We start from the raw sequence: 17,358 nt of genomic DNA on the forward strand, positions 1-17,358 counted from the left end.
TGCATTATATCGGTGCTGCCTGTGAGTGGACAGGCAACCTTCCAGATTCGACGAGCTTCTTTCATGTCATTAAATACGCGCCTGCTGTTCGCTCTGCTTGGTTTCCCTCTGCTTGTCTATGCCGTCATGGCCGTTCTGCTGGTTCTGCAAAATGAACATACCGGTAGAAGCGTGCTCGAAGATCGGTTGACCAGCGCTGGAGAATTGCTAGCTCCCAGCCTTGGGGCTGCCATGGCCGATGGCGACTTGCCACGACTGGAAGCGTTGGCCCGTCAGTTGTTGGAGCACCGTGGTCTAAGAGCGGTGACACTGTTCGACGAGCAGGGCAACCGCTTGTTGGTACTGGGCCGTTCGATGCCGCCTCCGCCGCGCCTGAACGCGCCCGACGTGACCGTCATCGCCAAAGAGGAAGACACGTGGCGCCTACAGGTACCGATCACCAGTCAGGCGGTGGGTGGGACCAGCCTTGTTACCAACGGCTGGTTGGAAGCCGAGATGGATATCCGCGCACTAACGCTCGAGCGCTACCGTTTGATCGCCAGCTTGAGCCTCGGTGGCATGCTGCTCGGCCTGCTGCTATTCCTGGCGGCCTTTGCCATCAGCCGCTACGCCAGCCGACCTATCGAAGAGGCCAACCAAGCCCTATATCGCTTGTCCCGTGGCGATTACAGCCTCGTGATGTCCCACGCCAAGCCCACCGAATTCAAGCAGCTAGCCAAACACATCAATCGACTGGCCGAGCATTTCCAACAGGCTCAACGAGATATGCAGAGTCAAATCGAGCAGGCGACCAGCGAGCTGCAAGAGTCGATGGAAACCATCGAAGAGCAGAACATCAAGCTAGACCTCGCCCACCGCAGCGCACTTCGGGCCAACGCGGTCAAATCCGAATTTCTAGCCAATATGAGTCATGAAATCCGCACGCCGCTCAATGGCATCGTGGGTTTCTGCCGCCTACTCGGGCGCTCTTCGCTGGATAGCCGTCAAAAAGAGTGGCTAGAACACGTTCGTCGCGCCTGCGACAACCTGCTCATGCTGGTGAACGATGTCTTGGACTTCTCCAAACTGGAAGCCGACCGGCTTACGCTGGAAGAGGTGGACGTCGATATCGTTGCTTTAGTGGATGAGATCATAGGCCTACATGCCCCGGAAGCGCAGCGCAAGCAGCTCCATTTGGTCGCCATGGTGTACGACGACGTGCCCACGCCGCTTTGTGGCGATCCGCTGCGCATTCATCAGGTGCTCAACAACTTGCTAGGCAATGCGATCAAGTTCACCACCGAGGGGGAGGTGATCGTTCGCGTGATGCTAGAGAACCAAGAGGGGCAGCATGTCGTGCTGCACATTAGCGTCAGCGATACGGGCATCGGGCTGAGCGAAGAGCATCAGCAGCAGCTCTTTAGTGCCTTCTCCCAGGCAGAGCCCAGCCATTCGCGTCAATTTGGCGGCACCGGTCTTGGGCTGACCATCTGCCGCCAACTCATTCAACGAATGGGCGGTGAAATCACCGTCGATAGTGAACTCGGCAAAGGCTCGACGTTCTCTTTCACTCTGCCGCTGTTGGCGCATCTTGCCGACGAACGCCCTCCAGAATTGACCCTGGATGGCCCGATCATTCGACTTCACGAGCCGCACCTTCCTACCCGCAACGTGCTCGAGCACCTGTTAGAGCGCTGGGGAGCGCGTCCTGTCTCGTTCATCGATGCAGGCAATGAGTCACTGCTGATTCTCTGCCTCTCGGCTGAGGATTTTAACGACGAGCGAAAAGGCTACTGGCAGTCGGTCATTGAGCAGACGCCTTGTCCGGTACTGGTGCTGGCCAATACCACCAGCTTCGATCTACCCACCTGGGAGCTTCCCCACGGTGGTGAGATGCTGTGCAAGCCATTTACCCGAGCGCAGCTGGCCACCACGCTACGCCACCTCTTGCAGCCACAGGCACAGACAGCGCCCAGCGCCAACGTTTCTAAACCGCTACCGGCCCCGCGCTTGACGATTTTGATCGTCGACGATAATGCGCCTAACCGCGAGCTGCTCAAAGCGATGCTGGAGAGCGATACCCTGCGAATCGCACTCGCCGAGAGCGGCCATGAGGCGTTAGAGTTTGCCAAACATGCCACCGCTGACATGGTGCTCATGGACATTCGAATGCCCGGTATGGATGGCATTCAAACGACCCAAGCATTGCGACGTATCAACAATAGCTGGGCACGCTGCCCCATCATTGCGGTGACGGCCCACGTGTTGAGCGCGGAACGCCAGCAGTGGCTATCCGAGGGGTTGGACGACGTCATGGTCAAGCCCATCGACGATGTTCAGCTACAGCAGCTGCTCCAGCGCTTTTTAGGGGTGGCAGCCAAGCCTGCGTCGACAGAGCCCACTCGCGCCTTGCAAGCCCCTATCGAACCCTCAAGCTCGCTGCCTGCCGTCGACCTGACGCTGGGTGCCCGACTGGCTGGTGGCAAAGAAACGCTGGCCAAGCAGCAGTTGGTACGGCTCATCGATAGCCTGCCCGAAAGCGAGCGACACATCCGTCGTGCGTTTGCAGCGGAGGATTTGACGACACTACTGGATTGGGTACACGGCTTGAATGGCGCTAGCCGATATTGCGGTGCGCCGGAGCTTGCGCTACTGGTAGAAACATTGGAAACGCGGCTGCGCACCAGCGGACTGCGGCATGTGGAAACGCTGCTGGACGAGCTCTACACCGCCATGGAAAGACTCAGCCAGGAGCGGGCTGCGCTGGTCGAAAAGTGATGACCGACGTCATCGCTCCAGTACGACAAAAGCAACGGCATAATCGGCTTCATCGCTTAAGGTAATGTGGGCGGCGGTGGCGCCGCTTTCGAGAAATCGGCGCTGCGCTTCACCGCTGAGCTTGAGGCTCGGCTTACCCAGTGCATCGTTGAGCACCTGTATCTCGCCCCACTGCATGCCCTGGCGGAGCCCTAGCCCAAGCGCCTTAACGAAAGCCTCCTTGGCCGCAAAGCGTTTTGCCAAATAAGCCGTCGCCTGCCCCTTCGACTGCCATGCACGCTGCTCGTCTGGCCCTAAGATGCGCTGCGCAAAACGAGGACCGTGACGCGTCACGGCCTGACGAAAGCGTTCAACCCGAGCAATGTCCGAGCCAATTCCGACGATCATATCAATGACTGCAGCAGTGGTGACCATCGCCGTGATCGTGGTCATGTTCGTGGGCGTCCAGGGCGGCCATCAAGCCCGCTTCCTGACCCGCGATGATCAAACGCTTCATCTCTTGAATGGCTTCCTTCAAACCAACGAAGAGCGCTCGGGCAATGATGGCATGACCGATATTGAGCTCGTTGACGCCGGGCAGTGCGGCAATCGCTTCCGCATTGTGGTAATGCAGACCGTGTCCGGCATTGACCACCAAGCCTAGTGAAACCGCGTACACCGCCGCCGCGCTGAGGCGATCATACTCGGCGTTGGCCTCGGCACTGCCCGGCTTGGCGTCGGCGTAAGCGCCAGTGTGTAGCTCAATGGTGGGCGCACCGGCACGATGGGCAGCATCGATCTGTGATTCGTCGGGGTCGATGAATAGCGACACGTCACACCCCGCCGCCGCTAAGCGCTGGCAGGCGCTAGCGATCTGCTCGAAGCCGCCAACCACATCCAGGCCGCCTTCGGTGGTGAGCTCTTCGCGCTTTTCAGGCACTAAACACACGTGTGCCGGGCGTACCTCTTCTGCCAGCGCCAGCATTTCTTCGGTGACGGCCATTTCCAGGTTCATGCGCGTATTGAGCACCTCGGCCAAAAGCCGCACGTCGCGGGGCTGAATATGGCGACGGTCTTCGCGCAAATGAACGGTAATGCCATCGGCTCCTGCCTCCTCGGCCAGCAGCGCTGCCTGCACCGGGTCGGGATAGCGTGTACCACGCGCCTGACGCAGCGTGGCGATATGATCGATGTTTACGCCGAGTAAAATCCGTGGGGGGTGCATGCAGAGACTCCAATCAATCAACAGCGATAGAACACTATCGCGATCAGTGGTAACGGTGGCTCAAGAGCGATGACGGCGGCGAGCCAAATCCAGCATCAATTCACGGGAACGCAGCGCGGTAGTTCCTAAGTGAGGAGCCAGCGCTGCCCGCATGACCGCTTTCAATGCATTGGCCAGGCCCGCTGGCTGCCAATCACCCTGTTCGATTAAGCGAAGGGTACGTCCTTCGATGCCTTGAGGTGCGGCAACGAACGCGCGAGTGTCGGCTTCGAAACGGTAGCGCTGATGTGGGTCCAGCGCACCTCCCTCTGGGGTGCTAAAGCGCGGCGTGGCCTCGAGCACGTTCAGAAGCGCCCATTCGTACCGCCTGAGCGCCAGACCGCGCTCGGCGGGCACTGGCAGTGCCTCCAGCAGCGCGCTGTAAAAAGCAAACACTTCGGTCGCCGCGAGTTCAAGGGGCAGCAAGCGAGTGGCAATTTCGTTAGCGTACAGGCCACATAGCAGCCCCTCGCCGGCCAGCAACGCGGTGTGCCCACGCGACTCCATCAACGTCAGTCGCTTCAGCTCTCGTTCGCCGCGCCAGGAGACGAACAGCGGGGTAAAGGGTTGCAGCCGCTGACGAGATTTCGAGCCGGGCCGCTGCCCCCCGTGAGCTACCGCACGGATGCGGCCATGGTCGAGTGTCAATAGATCGACTAGCGCGCTGGTTTCACGGTAGGCACGGCGGTGAAGCAAAAACGCAGGCTCGGCGGTCATGGAGCCACTCAATCGAGATCGTAACCCAGGCTCTTCAGCGCCCGTTCGTCATCCGACCAGCCACGCTTCACCTTCACCCAGAGATTCAGCATGACTTTCGTCCCCAGCGCACGCTCCATGTCCAGGCGCGCCTCGCGGCCAATGCTCTTGATTCGGTCGCCGTTCTCGCCAATCAAAATCACCTTCTGCCCCTGACGCTCTACCAGAATCAGCGCGCTGATATGCGTGACCCGCTCGGTCTCGCGGAACTCTTCGATCTCGACCGTCATCTGGTAGGGCAGCTCGTCGCCGAGCTGACGCATGACTTTTTCACGCACTAGTTCAGCCGCCATGAAACGCAGGCTTTTATCGGTGATCTGGTCTTCCGGGAAGAAATGGATACTCTCGGGCAGGTGCTTGGCGACTTCCTCTTCCAGGGTCTCTACTTGAGTGCCATGCTTGGCAGAAATGGGTACCACGGCGGCAAATTCACGGCGTGCGCCCACATCGGCCAGCCAAGGCAGCAGATCGCCTTTGTCTTGAAGACGGTCGACCTTGTTGACCGCGAGAATGACCGGCGCCTTCACGTGCTCTAGACGCTTCAGTACGGCTTGGTCTTCGTCTGTCCAACGGGTGCGGTCGATGATGAACACCACGCAGTCGACATCGCGCAGTGCCTGGGTCGCCGCTTGGTTCATGAAGCGGTTGATAGCCTTGTTACGATCCTTGGACATGATGTGCATGCCCGGCGTGTCGACATAGATGAACTGCGTATCGTCGACGGTTTTGATACCCATCACTTGGTGGCGCGTGGTTTGCGGTCGCCGAGAAGTGATCGAGATTTTTTGCCCCAGAATCCGGTTCATGAGGGTTGACTTGCCTACGTTGGGACGGCCAACGATGGCCACGAAGCCGCAGGTTTGGCTCATGATTTGTCTCCAGGGGGTTGCTCGAGATAGGACAATGCTTCTTCCGCAGCCTGCTGTTCGGCATGGCGGCGGCTGGGGCCTTTACCCGTGGTATGCTCGCTTAAAAGCTCGATGTAGCACTCCACGGTAAAGGTCTGGGCATGCGCCTCACCCTTTACAGAGACCACTTCATAACGTGGCAGCGCCGCTTGGCGCGACTGCAAAAACTCTTGTAAGCGTGTTTTGGGATCTTTCTGAGTATCTTGCAGCGAGATGTTTTCCAGGCGGTCGGCGTACCATGCGAGTACGCGCTCGCGCACGGCATCCATTCCAGCGTCTAGATAAATCGCGCCAATCACGGCTTCTACAGCATCCGCTAGAATCGATTCACGGCGATGGCCGCCGCTCTTCATTTCTCCCGACCCCAGCCTCAAGCACTCGCCAAAGGCCATTTCTCGGGCCAGCTCCGCTAGGGTTTGGCCCTTGACCAAGCGGGCGCGCAAACGCGAGAGCTGCCCTTCCCGCGCCTGGGGAAAGCGCTGAAACAGCGCTTCGGCAATCACGAAATTGACGATGGAGTCACCCAGAAATTCCAGGCGCTCATTGTTGCGACCACCGTAGCTTCGATGAGTCATGGCCAGTTCCAAAAGCGTTGGGTCGCCAAAGGTATGGCCGATTCGTCGGCAAAAAGCGGTTAAGGAATTACTCACAGTGCTCCTACGTCATTGACGTTAACTAAGACAACCACACTTACGATTTGAAAACGGTACTGCTTCATTCGATACGCCGTATGCTGGTAAAGCTAGGTAGCCCGCCATCCCAATGCATCCACACGGCAAAGGCGCGACCGACGATGTTCTCTTCCGGCACGAAGCCCCAGTAGCGGCTATCGTTGGAGTGGTCGCGGTTATCGCCCATCATGAAATAGTGGCCTTGCGGTACGACCACTTCACGCATTTGCGGGCCTGGATCACGGGGATTGTTATAGATGAAGTGACTCACGTCACCCAACTCCTCCTCCAGCAACAGCTGCTGAGGGGAAAGCATCGGCCCCTCTTCGATCAATGCCTTACTGACCGGCTCGCCATTGACATAGAGCTGCTTACCTTCATAGCGAATACGGTCGCCGGGCAGCCCCACCACGCGTTTGATGAAGTTCACCGATGGCTCTTCAGGAAAACGGAACACCATGACATCGCCCCGCTCGGGATCGTCTACTTCCAAAAAACGATGATGAACGACCGGTAAACGTAGGCCGTAGGCGAATTTATTGACGAGAATGAAATCGCCGACTTCCAACGTGGGCTTCATGGAGCCAGAGGGAATTTGAAATGGCTCGATGATGAAGCTGCGCACCACCAGCACCACCAACAGCACCGGAAAGAAAGAACGCGAGTAGTCGACCGGCCAAGGCTCTTTTAAGAGCTTCTCCCGCGTCGGCGCATCCAGCCCTTCCATGGTGGCCGACTCTGCTTTTGCCACGCGCTCACGGCGCTTAGGCCGAAGCACCAGCACATCCAACAGATAAATGGCCCCTGAGAGCGCGACCGCAAGTACCAATAACAGTGAAAAATCCATGTGGGGTTCGTATCCCTAGTCGTTTACCTTGAGCACAGCAAGGAAGGCATCCTGGGGAATTTCGACACGCCCCACCTGTTTCATCCGCTTCTTACCGGCTTTCTGTTTTTCGAGCAGCTTTTTCTTACGGCTGACGTCGCCGCCGTAACATTTCGCCGTGACGTTTTTACGTAGCGCTTTTACCGTCGAGCGGGCCACGACCTGGCCACCAATCGCTGCCTGAATCGCCACGTCGAACATTTGACGGGGGATCAGCTCTTTCATTTTCTCCACCAGCAAACGGCCGCGGGAGTGAGCATGGTCGCGGTGAATGATGACCGCCAGCGCATCGACTTTGTCACCGTTGATCAGCACATCCAAGCGCACGAGTTTTGCCGCTTCGAAGCGCTCGAAGTTGTACTCGAGCGACGCATAGCCACGCGAGATGGATTTTAAACGGTCAAAGAAATCCATGACTACTTCCGACATGGGCAGCTCGTAGGTGAGCTGGATCTGGTTACCCAGAAACTGCATGTCGAGCTGGGTGCCGCGGCGCTGTTCACACTCGGCGATCACGTTGCCAACGAACTCCTGAGGCACCAGAATGCTGGCCCGCACGATAGGCTCACGCATCTGCTCGACATCGGCCATATCGGGTAGCTTGGAGGGGTTGGAGACGTACTGAATGTCGCCGTTCTTCATGGCGAGCTCGTAAACCACCGTCGGCGCCGTGGTGAGCAGATCTAGATCGTACTCGCGCTCCAGACGCTCTTGGATGATCTCCATGTGCAGCGTACCAAGGAAGCCCACCCGGAAACCAAAGCCCAGCGCATCGGAGTTCTCCGGCTCGTACTCGAGAGAGGCATCATTGAGGGCCAGCTTTTCCAAGGCATCGCGGAAATCTTCGTAATCGTCGGCGCTGACCGGGAACATACCGGCGTAGACCTGCGGCTTCACTTTTTGAAAGCCCGGTAAACGTGGTACGTCTGGTGTCTTGGTATGGGTAATGGTATCCCCCACCGGCGCGCCGTGAATCTCTTTGATACCGGCCACGATGAAGCCGACCTCACCGGCGCGCAGAATGTTGGTCTCTTTGCGCAGCGGTGTGAAGATGCCTACTTCGGTGGCGTTCCAGTCGCGTCCGGTCGACTTGATACGGATCTTATCGCCTTTGCGCAGCGTGCCGTCGAATAAGCGCACCAGCGAGACGACGCCCAGATAGTTATCGAACCAAGAGTCGATGATCAGCGCTTGCAGGGGCGCTTCGGGATCACCTTTAGGCGGCGGAATGTCTCGCACCAGCCGTTCGAGCAGCTCGTTGATGCCAATACCGCTTTTTGCAGACACTTGGCACGCGTCAGTGGCGTCCAGGCCAATGATTTCCTCTACCTCTTGGGCGACGCGATCCGGGTCGGCCTGCGGCAGATCGATCTTGTTGAGTACGGGTAGTACTTCCAGCCCCTGCTCGATGGCGGTGTAGCAGTTAGCTACCGACTGCGCTTCCACCCCCTGCGCCGCGTCGACGACCAACAGGGCCCCTTCGCAGGCATAGAGCGAACGCGACACTTCGTAGGAGAAGTCGACGTGCCCAGGGGTATCGATGAAGTTGAGCTGGTACACCTGGCCATCGGCAGCGGTGTAGTCCAGCGTGACGGACTGAGCTTTGATGGTGATGCCCCGTTCACGCTCGATATCCATGGAGTCGAGCACTTGCTCTTTCAGCTCACGTTCGGTCAAACCACCACAGGTTTGAATCAGACGATCCGACAGCGTCGATTTACCGTGATCGATGTGGGCAATGATGGAGAAATTGCGAATATGCTTGAGCTTTCCGCTGGAAACGTCATGAGACATCGAGTGTGTTCTACCTTATTGGTGCGCAAGCGTGGGAGTTGCGGCGCTGGGCCGAAGGGCGAAAAAACGGAAACCGCACCACTGCATTGCCAAAGTTCGTCAAAAGATAAGCGCTATTGTAGCGATATGCGCGGGATAGGAACAGCAGTCCGGCGAGAACCGCCGGACTGGAGGGAATTGACGCTTGGGTTAATCGAGGCGAAGGGCAACGAACAGCGAGCGGCCGTCGCGATAGAGACGCACGGGAATCGCTCGGTCGTTCGGTAGCGCTTCGACGATTTGCATCAGCTCGTCCGCCGAAGAGACACTGCGGTGGTCAATACTCACCAAAATGTCGCCAGCACGCAGCCCTGCCTGCGCCGCAACGCTATCCGGTTCGACCTGGCGTACTTCGACGCCGCCACTGATCCCCAAACGCTCACGCGTTGCTTGATCGACTTCGGCAACGGCGACGCCTAACCGCACTTGGTTATCGCTGCCCGATGCCGAGGCGGATGACGCCATATCTGGCCAGCTACCCAGCTCAACGGTTTCCGACACCTGCTCGCCATCTCGCATCAGCGTCAATTCGACATCGTTACCGGGTGCAACGCGACCGATCAGCCGCGGCAAGGTGCTGGAGCGATCCACTTCTTCACCGTTGACTTCGATGATGACGTCACCGGCTTGCAAGCCGCCCTGAGCCGCAGGGCCTTCGGGATCTAAATCGGCAACCAGAGCACCAACCGCTTCGCTCATACCGAAAGACTCGGCTAGATCCTGCGACACCGGCTGGATCATCACGCCCAACCACCCACGATTTACACGGCCATCTTCACGGAGCTGATCTGCCACGTCCATCGCCACGTTGATTGGGATGGCAAACGAGAGGCCCATAAAGCCACCGCTGCGGGTAAAGATTTGCGAATTGATACCGATGACTTCGCCTTCCAGATTAAACAGCGGGCCGCCGGAGTTACCCGGGTTGATGGCCACGTCGGTTTGGATGAACGGTACATAAGCATCACGAGGTAGCGTGCGGTTGATTGCACTGACGATACCCGCCGTCACCGAGTGATCGAAGCCAAAGGGAGAACCAATGGCCGCGACCCAAGCCCCCACTTTCAGCTCGTCGGAATCGCCCAAATTGAGCACTGGCAGGTTGTTGGCATCGATTTTCAGCAGTGCCACGTCGGTTTGTGCATCACTACCAATCAATTCAGCGGGTAGTTCACGGCGGTCATTGAGACGCACCAGAATTTCATCGGCGTCCTGCACTACGTGTGCGTTGGTCATCACATAACCATCGGCACTGATGATGAACCCAGAACCAAGCGACTGTCGCTCTTGGCTACGGCTACCACCTCCACCACCGGGAGGTGTTGGAAAGCTATCGCCAAAGAAGTGGCGGAAAATTTCGGGAATTTCCTGATTGCCAAACCCTTGGAGGGCTGGGCTGCGCTGCACCGTTCGACTGGTGGAAATATTGACGACGCCTGGTGCAGCGTCTTCTACCAACTCAGTGAAATCGGGCAGCGTTTGCGCATAGGCATTTTGGCCGATCAGAAACATCGCGACCAAGCAGAGCCATAGTGTCGAGGGGAGAACCAAGCGCTTCATGCAACAGCTCCTAGTCAAGCAGATACGAAACGAAGGGAGTGCAACTCTTAGCGAGCTACGGAACAACTAACTGACCAAGCGTGGACGGAAGCGTTCCATCCGCTCGCGCAGTAGATATTTAAGGGCCAGTACGCTGCACATCAAGGCGCTAAAGAAGAGCGCTACGCTCAACCATTCGCGCGCATCAAGTAGCGAAGCAGCGCCTGCCACCAATAACGCTAACAGCAAAGGAATGACATAAATCAGAAGCGTTAGATAGTTTATCTGACGCTTGGGTAGCGCAATAGTGACGTCACTGTTCAGAGGATAAGCCGCCGGAAGTGAGGGGCGAGGGGCAGAAGCAAAAACGATAATTCGCTGCTGCTGGCGACGCGCCAAGAGCCCCATCCCGCAACCACGTCCCTCCGCACAGCGCTGGCAAGCACCGCTCAGCGAGACATCAACGATCAGTCCGGTATCGGTGTAACCAGCTACTTTACCTACTCTGAGTAGCGCTCCACATCCAGCGTCCGACATAGTCATCATCGAGGCTCGATACGCACAGATTGCACGACACGCTCCATGGTAGCCGGCGGAAGCTCACCGATACCAATCAGTTGCCAGCGCTGCTCGCCCTCTGACAGCATCGAAATGGCGGCAGTCGATACGCCTAATCGATGCACGCCCTCTTCGAGCATGGGTTGCTCGACCGGAGTGACGAAGAGGCTCACCGCCGCTAGACCATCACTAAAAACCTGCTGATTCTCTGCTGACTGACCTGGCTCTTGTGGCTGAGCAATAAACCCTTCAGGCAACCAGTCTACTCGCCATGAGAAAGAAGACCGTTCGGTGGTCACGTCGCTGGCAACGTGCCCCTCATAAAGCACAGGAGATTGCAGTTGGGTAATCTGGAAGGTTTCTAACACGCGATCTTGATGGTCACTCAAGACATGCTTGAGTAGCAGTCCCGTTGATTTATCGACCCACCATACATGCTGGTAGCGCTGCTGGTCTTGTGGCACAAAACGAAGCGCAACTGCGTCACGCCCCGCCACACGGGTGTTTTCTTGCAAAGAGACATCGTAATAAGAAGCGATGTGCTGAGCCCAAGCTTGAGAGGCGCTTAGATCGTTGCCCTCGTTTGGGGTAAAGCGTGCCATGTAGCCTGCAATGGAACGTCTCTCGACACTCACGGACGGTCCATCCAAGTGCTGAACGACCTGCTGGCGCACGCCATCTCGAATACGATGAGAGAGCGCCAACGTTCTGACACCTATCGCATCGATGGTCACGGCTCGGGCCTGAAAATCGTAACAGTGCCCTGCCACCATACTGCGCGCTAACCATGCCAAAGCGGTGTCAGGGGATGATTCGTCGTCAAGCGCCGAACAAACGATGGGCGGCTGCACATCGGCGAGGGCCAGAGTCGGGATAAGGCCAGCGCCAGCCATACCGAGCGCCAGCGCCACTCCCCAAACGCTTTTCTTAGCAGTCGCCATACCGATCAAACAGCCTCTTTAGAACGATTAAGGTCAACCTTAGCTATCGATTTATCGCTGGCCTAACGGCTCGGTCACTGATGAACGCATCAGCGGTGTCCAGCTATCGCCACCACCAATCGCAGCGCCTTGTGCATGCTGCTCAAGATAGGATTGCAGCATACGAAGTTGATCCACATCGATGGTCGTTGCTTGTTGCGCCATCATACCCTGGGGTGCCACGGGCGTTGAAAACCCCGTCTCACTGATATTCATCAAACCACTGCTACCCGATTGTCCGCTAATCCGGAATGGGGTTGGCTCGAACATAGGCATGTCTGATGCAACCATCGATGCAGGCTGAGCCGCACTCAAACTCACTGGCTGCACTTGCGTCCCAGGGTTAGACTGCGACGCCACCGTATTGCCTGTTGGCTGGGCGGTACCGGTGGAGCCGTTACCGTTGAAGAACTGTACGCCGGTAATCACCATGAGCGATACGGCAGCCGCCACCCCGGCGCCGCGGGCAAAGGAGATGCCTCCCGTGCGGGCAGGTACAGTCGTAACGTCACTCTCGACGGACGGCACGGGCTCGTCTTCGAGGCGCGCCATGATACCAGCAGAGAGATCAACGCTGACATCCACGCTGCGCTCCCGCTGCATCATGCTGCGCGCTAGGTGGTAGCGACGCCACGTCTCTGCCGCATCGGCATCGTCAGGCAGTGATTTCAACACTCGGCGCAATTCAAGCTCATCACTTTCGTTGTCCATCAATGCTGAAAGTGATTCCCGTGTGTTTTGACTCATACTTCACACCCTCACACTGTGTTAGGAGACGTTCAGCGACCACACGGCTCATGCGTGTTTTAGCCGCAAAACCTCGCAGGCCAAGACCTAATGACTCATTTATCGCTCATGCATGACAGTCAACGGTTCAACTCGAACATGCTAGACAGCCTCTATGACGCTTCACTTGCGAGACAGTTCACTAAAAATACAAAAACGTAAGTATTTGTGACCGCCGCCTACATGAACAACCTGGCATACATCACTCATCTCGGCTGTTACGTGCGGTGCTGACCAGCGGACGAATGTGCTCATCCACTGCCTCCCTGGCACGAAAGATACGCGAACGCACGGTGCCTACCGGGCACTGCATGACTTGAGCGATGTCTTCATAGGCCAAACCGTCCAGCTCGCGCAGTGTGATGGCCGTGCGCAGATCATCTGGCAGCTTTTCGATCGCTTCGAAGACGGCGGCTTCCAGTTGGTCGCGGGCGATGGATGCCTCAGGTGATTCGGAATCCGCCAAACGACCGCTTTGATCGACGATTTCAGCATCGACGATATCTAAATCGCTACCGGGCGGTCTGCGACCGCGTGACACTAAATGGTTTTTAGCCGTGTTGATGGCAATACGATACATCCAGGTATAGAACGCGCTTTCCGCTCGAAACTTACCCAGTGCTCGATAGGCTTTAATGAAAGCTTCCTGCGCAACGTCCTGCACTTCTGCGTGGTCATGCACGTAGCGCCCGATCAACCCAATAATCTTATGCTGGTACTTCTTTACCAGTAGATCAAAAGCGCGTGTGTCACCTTTTTGAGCACGTTCAACCAACTGTTGATCCGTTTCACGAGTGCCCATTCACACGCTCCTTTGGCTCGCACGTTTGATGCCGAGCGTTGTTTCGTTGTCGCCCTAGTAATCGGGCCTTCACAGCAAGCAGCATAGCGTCCCTTGGGCATCTATTAATTTTCATGGAGGACATCAGCAAGCAATCTCGGCCTACCGCCGGTGGTGGCGCGCAAGGCAGCTTGCGACAATGCCGTCTAGTGTTACGCGTTCTTAGCAGCGCATCAAGCGCTTACCCCCTTTCTCGAAACCCTGAGGCTGACATTTTTCCTTAATGCAAAGTTCCGTAACAATTGATTTTTACCACCCTAACGCGCCATAGTAGTGACCACGTTTCGTCCATCGCGCACGCACAGGTAGCAAGATGTCAGATCAACAGGTTAGTAACCTCAACGTCCTCGCTCAGGATGTTCTTACCACCCCCGAAGCATTGAAAAATACCATCCCGCTCACGGAAAGCGCCGAACGCTCGGTGATCGAGGGCCGTCGGACCATTCAAAACATCCTGGATGGTAAAGACCCACGTTTGCTCGTCGTCGTGGGCCCTTGCTCCATTCACGATGTCGAGGCCGCGCTGGATTATGCACGCCGTTTGCGCACGCTAGCGGAACAAGTCAGCGATAGCCTATATATCGTGATGCGCGTCTATTTCGAAAAGCCGAGGACGACCGTAGGCTGGAAAGGGTTGATCAACGACCCTCACCTGAACGACTCTTTCGAAATCGACGAAGGCCTGCACATTGCCCGCAAACTGCTAGTCGACCTAGCGGAAATGGGCCTGCCGTTGGCCACCGAGGCGCTCGATCCGATCTCCCCTCAGTACCTGCAAGACTGCATCAGCTGGTCAGCGATTGGCGCGCGCACGACCGAGTCCCAAACGCACCGCGAGATGGCTTCCGGCCTCTCTTGTCCCGTTGGGTTCAAAAACGGTACCGATGGAAGCCTGGACGTGGCGATCAATGCACTGCAGTCCGTGGCAAATCCGCATAACTTCTTGGGCATCAACCAAGCGGGACAAGTGGCCATCATCCGTACCCGCGGCAATGGCTATGGCCATGTGGTGCTGCGCGGCGGTAACGGAAAGCCTAACTATGATAGCGTCAGCGTCGCCCTGGCAGAGAAAGAGCTGAAAAAATCCGGCCTCTCAGCCAATATCATGATCGACTGTTCCCACGCCAACTCGAACAAGGACGCTGCCCTGCAGCCGCTGGTGCTGGAAAACGTCACCAATCAGATTTTAGAAGGCAACACCTCAATCATTGGTTTGATGGTGGAATCGAACATTGGCTGGGGAAACCAAAAAGTACCGGCAGACTTGAACCAACTGCAGTACGGCGTCTCAATCACCGACGCTTGCATCGACTGGGACACGACCGTCGAGACGTTCACGCGCATGAACGAGAAACTCGCCCCGGTACTGGCCAAGCGCGCCACCGCTCAATAACGCGGCCTCGCCCTCTACAATGCCCTGCCGCACGGCGGGGCATTTTGGTTGTCGCTATTTAACGTTGCCTAATCCCTAGGCTTGGATGTCACGCTTGAAAGGCGGCAGCGCATCTAACAACGCCTGACCGTAGCGCCGTGTGATCACTCGGCGATCCAACAGCGTAATCACTCCGCGATCACTCTCTTTTCGGATCAAGCGACCGCAGGCCTGCACGAGCTTGATCGAGGCATCCGGCACACTGATGCGCATGAAGGGGTTACCGCCTTGACTCTCGATCCACTCGGCCAGCGTTGCACCTACGGGGTCATCGGGCACGGCAAACGGCAGCCGGGTAATCACGACATGGGTAAGGTAATCTCCCGGCAAATCGATCCCCTCCGCAAAACTCGCCAAGCCAAAAATCACGCTCCCCTTGCCACCATCCACCGCTGCTCTGTGTCGCTCGATGAGCTCCCGCTTGGGCAGTGCGTCTTGAGCCAGGATGCGCTCTTTTGCCGCAACGGGCAGCGCCTTTTCGACCGCGCGCAGCTGAGCTCGCGAGGAGAACAGTACCAGCACTGCTTCCTCCTCTCCCAGTTGCGAGACAAAGCTCACGATCGCCCGCTCGTGCGCCTCTCGGTCGCCGGGGTCTGCGGCTTCGGCAGGCACCCGCAGCACTGCGTTGGCGTAGTCGAAAGGACTGGGCAGCGCCTGGTAGCGGTAGCGGTTTGCCAAACCGGCGCGCTCTTGCAGACGCTCGAAGCGGCCTAGCGCCGTTAGCGTGGCGGAGGTCACCACGGCCCCGTGGCAGCGGCCCCACAAATGCTTGGCGAGGGTATGTGCGGCGGAGACGGGACTCGCCGAAAACTCGATTTCCGGCTCCCCTGCCACACGGCTCAGCGTTAACCAGCGCGCACTGGGTGGCGCATTGGGAGCATCCTGCTCGCTGAACGCCTGCCAAAGCGCGTGGGCTTCCAGCGCGCGGCCATGCAGCAGCGCCATCAGCGGCAGCCAAGCTTCCGCCTGCTCCCGATCCAGGCCGGTTGGCTTATCGGGATCGAGGCTTTCCCGTAAGATATCGCTAATGCTCTCCAAGCTCCTCGACAGCGTGGCAAACATGACCAGTAGTTGTTGTGCCTGTTCGCGCAGCGCCTCAGGCACTTGGCCTTTCTCGAAACGCTGCTGGTGGCTGGCTTCTTCATCGGCAAGGCCGTTTTCTCGCCCGGCAAGCTGATGCCCCATGCTAAACACATCGCCCAGCGCGGGCTCCAAGCCATGCAGCAATTCGGGCAACCCTGCCAATAGCCGAGCGATGGTAGGCTGAACCGCCAGCCCCTGGTGCAAGTCCGTCAGACTGGTTTTCAATGTTTTCAACCAGCGTAGACAACCATGCACGGCAAAACGGTGAGCAAAGTGCGATAGCGCTTTGTCCGGCAGGTGGTGACCTTCGTCGAAGACAAAAATGCAGTCGGCGGGGTCCGGCAAAATCGCACCGCCCCCCAGGGCTAGATCCGCCAGCACGAGGTCGTGATTGGCAACGATCACGTCGGCATTTTCCAGCTCTCGTCGCGAGCGGAAAAAGGCACAAGCACCGAAATGGCCGCACCGGCGACCGGTGCACTGGCGATGGTCGACCGTAAGCTGTCGCCAGTGCGAGTCATCGATCGACACCGGCCAGGTATCGCGGTCGCCCTCCCAGTCGCCCTTGCCGTAAGCGTCGGCCATATCGGTGGCCAGCACGTTGAAGTCGCTGCTATCGGCTTGCAACGACTGCTCGAATAGCGAAAGCGTTGGGTTGGGCTCACTTCCTTCTAGCGCTTGATCCAACCGCGCTACGCAAACGTAACGGCCACGCCCTTTGGCTAACGCGTAGCGAAAGGCAACCCCGCTATGGCTCGCCAGTGAGGGCAAGTCCTGGTTGAGTACCTGCTCTTGAAGCGCCACGGTGGCCGTGGACACGATCAAGCGCTTACCCTGCGCCTTGGCGATGGGCAGCCCCGCAATGAGATACGCCAGTGTTTTGCCCGTGCCAGTACCGGCCTCCAGCACGCAGACGTGGCTATCGCTAACGCGCTTTCCCTCGCTATCGCACTCGATGTCGCCCAAGGTTCGGGCGATTTCGGCGATCATCAAGCGCTGCCCGTAACGCGGTGTGAGTTCGAGCTTCTCCACCACGTTACGGTAAGCCTGCTGGATATCGTTTTTTAGCGCGTCACTCAACATCC

15 protein-coding genes are annotated in these 17,358 nt (G+C 57.7%); 2 read left to right on the forward strand and 13 right to left on the reverse strand.

The features are described from left to right. Positions 1-63 precede the first annotated feature (63 nt). On the forward strand, positions 64-2,757 hold the full coding sequence (locus tag FRH_RS16540; protein WP_281997277.1) for an ATP-binding protein: 2,694 nt from the start codon (positions 64-66) through the stop codon (positions 2,755-2,757). Between the two features lie 9 nt (positions 2,758-2,766). On the opposite strand, the gene acpS is transcribed toward FRH_RS16540, so the two are convergent. The 12 genes from acpS to rpoE all read right to left on the reverse strand — a co-directional run bounded on the left by acpS (position 2,767) and on the right by rpoE (position 13,719). Then, positions 2,767-3,144 (reverse strand): holo-ACP synthase, encoded by a 378-nt coding sequence (acpS, locus tag FRH_RS16545; protein ID WP_139527730.1) that lies wholly within the window; start codon positions 3,142-3,144, stop codon positions 2,767-2,769. Position 3,145: 1 nt separating this feature from the next. Beyond that, positions 3,146-3,961 carry a pyridoxine 5'-phosphate synthase gene (pdxJ, locus tag FRH_RS16550; protein ID WP_153843676.1) on the reverse strand — a complete coding sequence of 272 codons (816 nt, stop codon included), beginning with the start codon at positions 3,959-3,961 and terminating at the stop codon, positions 3,146-3,148. A 60-nt stretch (positions 3,962-4,021) separates the two neighbouring features. After that, positions 4,022-4,717: a DNA repair protein RecO gene (gene recO, locus FRH_RS16555; RefSeq protein ID WP_281997278.1), complete on the reverse strand. Its 696-nt coding sequence runs from the start codon at positions 4,715-4,717 to the stop codon at positions 4,022-4,024. An 8-nt stretch (positions 4,718-4,725) separates the two neighbouring features. Next, positions 4,726-5,625 (reverse strand): GTPase Era, encoded by a 900-nt coding sequence (gene era, locus FRH_RS16560; RefSeq protein ID WP_139527286.1) that lies wholly within the window; start codon positions 5,623-5,625, stop codon positions 4,726-4,728. Then, positions 5,622-6,314 (reverse strand): ribonuclease III, encoded by a 693-nt coding sequence (gene rnc, locus FRH_RS16565; RefSeq protein WP_139527285.1) that lies wholly within the window; start codon positions 6,312-6,314, stop codon positions 5,622-5,624. Before rnc ends, era begins: the two co-directional genes overlap by 4 nt. A 64-nt stretch (positions 6,315-6,378) precedes the next feature. After that, positions 6,379-7,182, reverse strand: coding sequence for a signal peptidase I (lepB, locus tag FRH_RS16570; RefSeq protein ID WP_153843675.1), 804 nt, complete (start codon positions 7,180-7,182; stop codon positions 6,379-6,381). A 15-nt stretch (positions 7,183-7,197) separates the two neighbouring features. Beyond that, positions 7,198-9,015 carry a translation elongation factor 4 gene (gene lepA, locus FRH_RS16575; RefSeq protein ID WP_153843674.1) on the reverse strand — a complete coding sequence of 606 codons (1,818 nt, stop codon included), beginning with the start codon at positions 9,013-9,015 and terminating at the stop codon, positions 7,198-7,200. A 189-nt stretch (positions 9,016-9,204) separates the two neighbouring features. Next, positions 9,205-10,614, reverse strand: a complete 1,410-nt coding sequence (locus FRH_RS16580; RefSeq protein ID WP_139527282.1) for a DegQ family serine endoprotease — start codon at positions 10,612-10,614, stop codon at positions 9,205-9,207. A gap of 66 nt (positions 10,615-10,680) precedes the next feature. Next, positions 10,681-11,139 carry a SoxR reducing system RseC family protein gene (locus FRH_RS16585; protein ID WP_281997279.1) on the reverse strand — a complete coding sequence of 153 codons (459 nt, stop codon included), beginning with the start codon at positions 11,137-11,139 and terminating at the stop codon, positions 10,681-10,683. Next, positions 11,136-12,092 carry a MucB/RseB C-terminal domain-containing protein gene (locus tag FRH_RS16590; RefSeq protein ID WP_281997280.1) on the reverse strand — a complete coding sequence of 319 codons (957 nt, stop codon included), beginning with the start codon at positions 12,090-12,092 and terminating at the stop codon, positions 11,136-11,138. The genes FRH_RS16585 and FRH_RS16590 overlap by 4 nt, the downstream gene beginning before the upstream one ends. Positions 12,093-12,143: 51 nt before the next feature. Beyond that, positions 12,144-12,878 (reverse strand): sigma-E factor negative regulatory protein, encoded by a 735-nt coding sequence (locus tag FRH_RS16595; protein WP_219861064.1) that lies wholly within the window; start codon positions 12,876-12,878, stop codon positions 12,144-12,146. 241 nt (positions 12,879-13,119) lie between these two features. After that, positions 13,120-13,719 (reverse strand): RNA polymerase sigma factor RpoE, encoded by a 600-nt coding sequence (rpoE, locus tag FRH_RS16600; protein WP_139527280.1) that lies wholly within the window; start codon positions 13,717-13,719, stop codon positions 13,120-13,122. Positions 13,720-14,071: 352 nt separating this feature from the next. Between rpoE and FRH_RS16605 the strand changes: the two genes are divergently transcribed. Then, positions 14,072-15,151 carry a 3-deoxy-7-phosphoheptulonate synthase gene (locus FRH_RS16605; protein WP_219861065.1) on the forward strand — a complete coding sequence of 360 codons (1,080 nt, stop codon included), beginning with the start codon at positions 14,072-14,074 and terminating at the stop codon, positions 15,149-15,151. Positions 15,152-15,226: 75 nt separating this feature from the next. Here the strand turns inward: FRH_RS16605 and dinG are convergent, their stop codons facing one another. Then, the gene (dinG, locus tag FRH_RS16610) at positions 15,227-17,356 is read right to left on the reverse strand and encodes an ATP-dependent DNA helicase DinG (protein ID WP_281997281.1); all 2,130 of its coding nucleotides are present in this window, start codon (positions 17,354-17,356) and stop codon (positions 15,227-15,229) included. Between the last annotated feature and the right edge of the window lie 2 nt (positions 17,357-17,358).

The sequence above is a fragment of the Halomonas sp. A020 genome (genome assembly GCF_027943625.1).
GTDB lineage: Bacteria > Pseudomonadota > Gammaproteobacteria > Pseudomonadales > Halomonadaceae > Vreelandella > Vreelandella piezotolerans.